Raw genomic sequence first — 5,083 nt, forward strand, 5'->3', positions numbered from 1 at the left:
CCTGCCGTCCCGCCAGCCCCAGCGGACCGATCGATCGGGCGGTCACCACCGTCGCGCGCTGATCGCCGCGGCGGAGCGGTTGCAGCCGGGCCGTGACGCGCTGGTCCTGTCCGGCCGCGATGTTGATCGGCTGGGTGCGCGGCTGCGCCTGGGCGCTGGGCGGCCAGGCGTCGCGGATCTGGCCGCGGAAGCTGCGCGGGCCGTCGTTGCGGATCAACAGCCCGCACTCGACCTGCTGGCCGAGCCGGGCGGAGCGATCCGGGGAACGGACGTAGCGCAACTTGGCGGGGCTGGCCGCCAACACGATGTCGACGACCACCAGAACCGTCAGCGCGATCAGCAGGGCCACGAAAGTCGTTGCCGGCCAGGGGGACAGCGCGATGGGCAGGACGCAGATCAGTGCGACCAACCCGGTGCGTCCGGTCAGGACCACTAGCGGGGCACCGGAACCGACGCCAGAATCCCGTCGAGCACACCGTCGGGCGTGGCCCCTTCGAGTTCGGCCTCGGGCCGCAGCATCACCCGGTGCCGCAGCGTCGGGCGGGCCATCGCCTTCACGTCGTCGGGAGTGACGTAGTTGCGGCCGGACAGCCAGGACCAGGACCGCGCGGTGGCCAGCAGGGCGGTGGCACCGCGGGGCGACACGCCCAGTTGCAGCGCGGGGGACGACCGGGTGGCCCCCACGATGTCGACGATGTAACCGAGCACCTCGTCGCCGACCAGCACGCGCTGGACGGCGTCGCGGCCGGCCGCCAGGTCGGCGGGCCCGGCCACCGGGCTGATCGCCGACAGGTCGCGCGGGTCGAAGCCGTGCGCGTGCCGGTGCAGGATGGCGATCTCGGCGTCCCGCGGCGGCAGCGTCACATTCAGTTTGAGTAAAAAGCGGTCCAGCTGGGCCTCGGGCAGCTGGTAGGTGCCCTCGTATTCGACCGGGTTCTGGGTCGCGGCCACGATGAACGGGTCGGGCAGCGGCTGCGGTTGGCCATCGACGCTGACCTGTCGCTCTTCCATCGCCTCGAGCAGCGCGGCCTGGGTCTTGGGTGGGGTCCGGTTGATCTCGTCGGCCAGCAGCAGGTTGGTGAACACCGGGCCGGGCCGGAACACGAACGCGGCGGTGCGCGCGTCGTACACCAGTGAACCCGTCACGTCGCCGGGCATCAGGTCCGGGGTGAACTGCACCCGCTTGAATTCGAGCTGCAGCGCCGCGGACAGCGCCCGGACCAGTAGCGTCTTCGCCACTCCCGGAACGCCTTCCAACAGCACGTGACCACGGCACAGCAGCGCGATCACCAGGCCGCTGACCACGCCCTCCTGTCCGACGACAGCCTTGGCGAGCTCGCCACGCAACGCCAGCAGTGCCTCGCGTGCCGATTCAGCGGTGGGGGACTGGGCGGTATCGGCTTGTGGAGCGGAAGGGGACTGTGTCACGGGTGTGCGACCTGCCTTTCGATTTCGTCGAGCGCACGGCCAAGTTGTAACAGGTCGTTGTCGGTCGTCGGGGGCGGACCGAACAGGTGGTAGGAGACGAACGCCGGATCGGATCCGATGCGCTGGGCCGCGGTGGTCACCACCGCATCGGGTGACGCGCCCGCGCCCAGGCCCAGCCGCGGCAGCAGCCGCGCGACCGTGGCGGCGCGCAAGGCGGTGGCCGCGCGGTCGCGTGCCCGTCGGGACCGGTACAGCCGCCCGCGACCCTCGACCGTCTCCGACGCGCGGACCACCACGGGCAGCTCCTCGGCCACCAGGGGCCCGGGGCGGCGGCCCTTCCACAGGGCGACCAGCAGCACTCCCAGCGCCAGTTGACCGACGATCCAGATGACATTGGGCGGGATCAGGTCGAAAAGCGATGCCTTGGCCGAGGATTCACCCTCGACCTGATGCGGCGCGTACCAGATGAGCCGGGGCCGGTCGCCGGCGAGGTTCATCGCCAGGGCCGCGTTGCCCGCTTGCAACAGGCCGCCGTTGGTCATGAAGTCGGTGTTGCCGACCGCTGTGATGGTGCGGCCGTCGTCGCGGAAGCGGATCAGCGCGCCGTCGTAGCAGCGGGTCATCGCGCGCCCGCCTTTGGGCTCGTAGGTGTTGCTGGGCCCGAACCGCACCGAGCCGGCCCGAACCGCCTCGCGCAGCGTGCAATTGGGGTCGAGGTCGAAACCGTTGGCGCCCGAGATCCGGATGTCCGGCAGCAGCGCCTCGCGGGTCCGTGTCGTCGGTTCCACCAGCAGCAGGTCCGAATGGACGCTGGCCAGCCGGTCCAGCAGCGTGTCGGTGAGGTATTGGCTCTGGGCCACCAGGATCAGCGCATCGGGGCGCGCCGCGTGTTCGACGTCGGCGATGTTGTTGGCCACCACGACGTCGACTCCGGCGTTGCGCAGCAATTCCACCAGTGCGTGGGCGCCGTCGGGTCCGGTTGCCCCCGGGTCCATGCGTGCGCCGGGCCGCGGCGCGGTCAAATAGGCATCGACGCCGGCGATGACCGCGAGCACCAGCAGCGTGACGAGCACCCACCGCCAGGTGCGCCAGCGCCGCGGCGTGGTTTCGGGAGTCACACCGGTGGTCGTCGCCATCAGCGCACCGCCGCCCACGACTCGGGGGCTTCCGCCCGGCCGGGTCCCAGCGGTCCGCCCTGCCAGCGGGACCGCAGGTGGTCGTCCAGCTCGGCGATCATCTGGTAGGCGGGCTGGGTGCCGGGTTGTTCACCGTACGTGACGTCGTTGAAAGCCGATGCCGCTTGCGTCAATTCGCCGGCCAGATGGGGCAGCGCGGCGCCGGCGTCGCGGGCCAGCTCGTTGGCCGTGCGGCCGGGGGCGGGTGTCAGCACCCGGGTCTCTTCGAGCTGGCGGGCGACGGCCCGCAGCCGGTGACGAATCGCCGCCGCCCAGTCGCCCTGCGCCGCATGATTCTCGGCCGTCGCGCGATGCTGGGCGGCGGTCAGTTGGGCGGCCTCGAACAACGAGTGATCGCCGCCGCGGCGGGTGCGCATGGTGCGGCGCAGAACGTAGACGCCGACGAGCACCGCGATGGCGAACAGGATGAAAAGCACTGTGGCGGTGAACCATCCGCCCGGAATCGTCGAGGTCTTCTGCAGCAGCCGGTAAATCAGGTCGTTGAGCCAGTCGACGAAGTGTTCTCGCGCGGAGCCCTTCGAATAGCTGGGTTTGTTGAGCTCGTCCTGTGCGGCGCGGTGTGCGGCATCGCGGTCGATGTCGATGGAAGGCATCCTGCGGCAATCCTTTCGGCCCTTACAGGGGCCGGGTCAGCCAGAGGTTGTCGGTGGAAGCGGCCGCGTATGGCCCCTGGGCGGCTCCGCTCTGCAACACCAGATCGAATGCTTCGGCGCGCATCCGGCGGTCGGTGTACAGCAGCACGATGACTCCCGCGTTGAACGGCGCGGTGATGATCTCACCGATCGCCGCCCCCACCGACAGGATCGCGGTGCTGACCAGGAACGCCGTGCTGGACGAGGTGACCTGGAAGAACTGGCCGACGAGGCTGAAGGGCACCGCTACGGCGTTGGCGACCACGGCTGCCACCAGGAACGTCAGCAGCCGGATGCCCAGCACCCGCCAGAAGCCGTGGCGAATCAGCTTGAAGGACCGGGTGATTGCGTCCATGACCGGCAGCCGCTCCAGCACGATCAGCACCGGGGCGAACAGCACCACCGTGTACAGGTACGCCAGGAACGCGAGGACGGCCAGCACCAACGGGATGCCCAACACCACGGCCGCCGCGGCGTTGCCGACCGCCGCCAGCACCCCGATGATCACCGCGACCAGCCCGGCGAGGGCCGCCACCACGACGGCTTCCAGCAGGGCCAGACCGAGCAGGGCCAGCAGCCGCCCGCGAATCTTGGCCCAGGTCTCGCCGATGGTGATCGGTGACCCGAACACCGCCCGCCCGACGATGACGGTGAGCATGCCCGACAGCAGCATGCCGCCCAGCCAGCCGACCAGGATGCCGCCACCCACCGAGGCCGTCCACGCGCCCAGCACCCCCGAGCTCAGTTCGCCGGGCGCATCGCTGCCGAACCTGTCGGCGGCGGCCAGCGGGCCGAAGAACGCGACCTTGGTGATGATCTGCATGATGACCACGACGATGGCGGTCAGCCCCAACGTCGCTTTGGGGTTCGCTCGGACATAGCCGACCGCGCCGTTGAAGATGTCGCCGAGGGTGAGCGGGCGCAGCGGGATGATCCCGGGTTTGACGGCTCCGTAGCCCGACGGCGGGCCGAACGGTGGCGGCGATCCGTAGCCCGGTGCGGCGCCGTAGCCCGAGGGCGGCCCGTATCCGGGCGCAGCGCCGTAGCCCGGCGGGGGGCCGTAGCCCGGCGGGGGCGGGTAGCCGGGCGGCGGGCCATACGCGGGCGGGCCGTATGTCGGCGGGCCGTATCCCGGCGGCGGGCCGTATGGCGGCGGACCGTATTGAGGTGGTGGGCCGTATGCCGGTGGCGGACCAACCGGATTACCAGGCGGCGGCGCGCTCACCGAACCCCGCGGCCTTTACAGCCGGGCGCGTCGTTCGTCATGGGCTCCATCCTGTCGGCGGCCGGGGCATTTCACAACGTCGACCCCCCACCCGGCGCGTAGCGTCGCAGACATGGCGGAACTCAAATCCCGGATCCGGTCGGACTTGACCGCGGCGATGAAGGCCCAGGACAAGTTGCGAACGGCCACCCTGCGCATGCTGTTAGCCGCGATCCAGACCGAGGAGGTCTCCGGTAAGGAGGCCAGAGACCTCACCGACGAAGAGGTCATCAAGGTCCTGGCCAAGGAATCCCGCAAGCGGAGCGAATCCGCGGAGATCTACACCCAGAACGGCCGCGGGGAGCTCGCCGCCAACGAGCACGCCGAGGGCCGGATCATCGACGAGTACCTGCCCACCCCGCTCACCGAGGCCGAGGTGGCCGACGTCGCGGACACCGCGATCGCGCAGGTCGCCGAGGAGATCGGCGAACGCCCCGGGATGAAGCAGATGGGCATGGTGATGAAGGCCGCCACCGCGATCGCCGCCGGCAAGGCCGACGGCGCCCGCCTCTCGGCCGCTGTCAAAGAGCGGCTGTAGCCAACCGGGTCAGAGCACCACCCGG

5 protein-coding genes and 1 pseudogene are annotated in these 5,083 nt (G+C 70.5%); 1 reads left to right on the forward strand and 5 read right to left on the reverse strand.

Annotated features, from left to right (window positions below):
* The 5 genes and pseudogenes from A5646_RS04975 to A5646_RS04995 all read right to left on the reverse strand — a co-directional run.
* Window positions 1-433, reverse strand: a pseudogene (locus tag A5646_RS04975) (DUF58 domain-containing protein); the annotation flags it as partial.
* Window positions 433-1,542: an AAA family ATPase gene (locus tag A5646_RS04980; RefSeq protein ID WP_369806908.1), complete on the reverse strand. Its 1,110-nt coding sequence runs from the start codon at window positions 1,540-1,542 to the stop codon at window positions 433-435. The pseudogene A5646_RS04975 and the gene A5646_RS04980, both read right to left, overlap by 1 nt.
* Window positions 1,425-2,564, reverse strand: a complete 1,140-nt coding sequence (locus A5646_RS04985; RefSeq protein ID WP_066863028.1) for a DUF4350 domain-containing protein — start codon at window positions 2,562-2,564, stop codon at window positions 1,425-1,427. Before A5646_RS04985 ends, A5646_RS04980 begins: the two co-directional genes overlap by 118 nt.
* Complete coding sequence (locus tag A5646_RS04990) at window positions 2,564-3,217, reverse strand: DUF4129 domain-containing protein (protein ID WP_066863020.1); 654 nt, start codon at window positions 3,215-3,217, stop codon at window positions 2,564-2,566. Before A5646_RS04990 ends, A5646_RS04985 begins: the two co-directional genes overlap by 1 nt.
* Before the next feature lie 22 nt (window positions 3,218-3,239).
* Window positions 3,240-4,481 (reverse strand): hypothetical protein, encoded by a 1,242-nt coding sequence (locus A5646_RS04995; protein ID WP_067020297.1) that lies wholly within the window; start codon window positions 4,479-4,481, stop codon window positions 3,240-3,242.
* A gap of 112 nt (window positions 4,482-4,593) precedes the next feature.
* Here A5646_RS04995 and A5646_RS05000 point away from each other — a divergent pair, with 112 nt between their 5' ends.
* Window positions 4,594-5,058 carry a GatB/YqeY domain-containing protein gene (locus tag A5646_RS05000; RefSeq protein ID WP_066866672.1) on the forward strand — a complete coding sequence of 155 codons (465 nt, stop codon included), beginning with the start codon at window positions 4,594-4,596 and terminating at the stop codon, window positions 5,056-5,058.
* The last annotated feature ends 25 nt before the right edge of the window (window positions 5,059-5,083 follow it).

The organism is Mycobacterium sp. 1245499.0 (genome assembly GCF_001673615.1).
Taxonomy (GTDB): Bacteria; Actinomycetota; Actinomycetes; order Mycobacteriales; family Mycobacteriaceae; genus Mycobacterium; species Mycobacterium europaeum_A.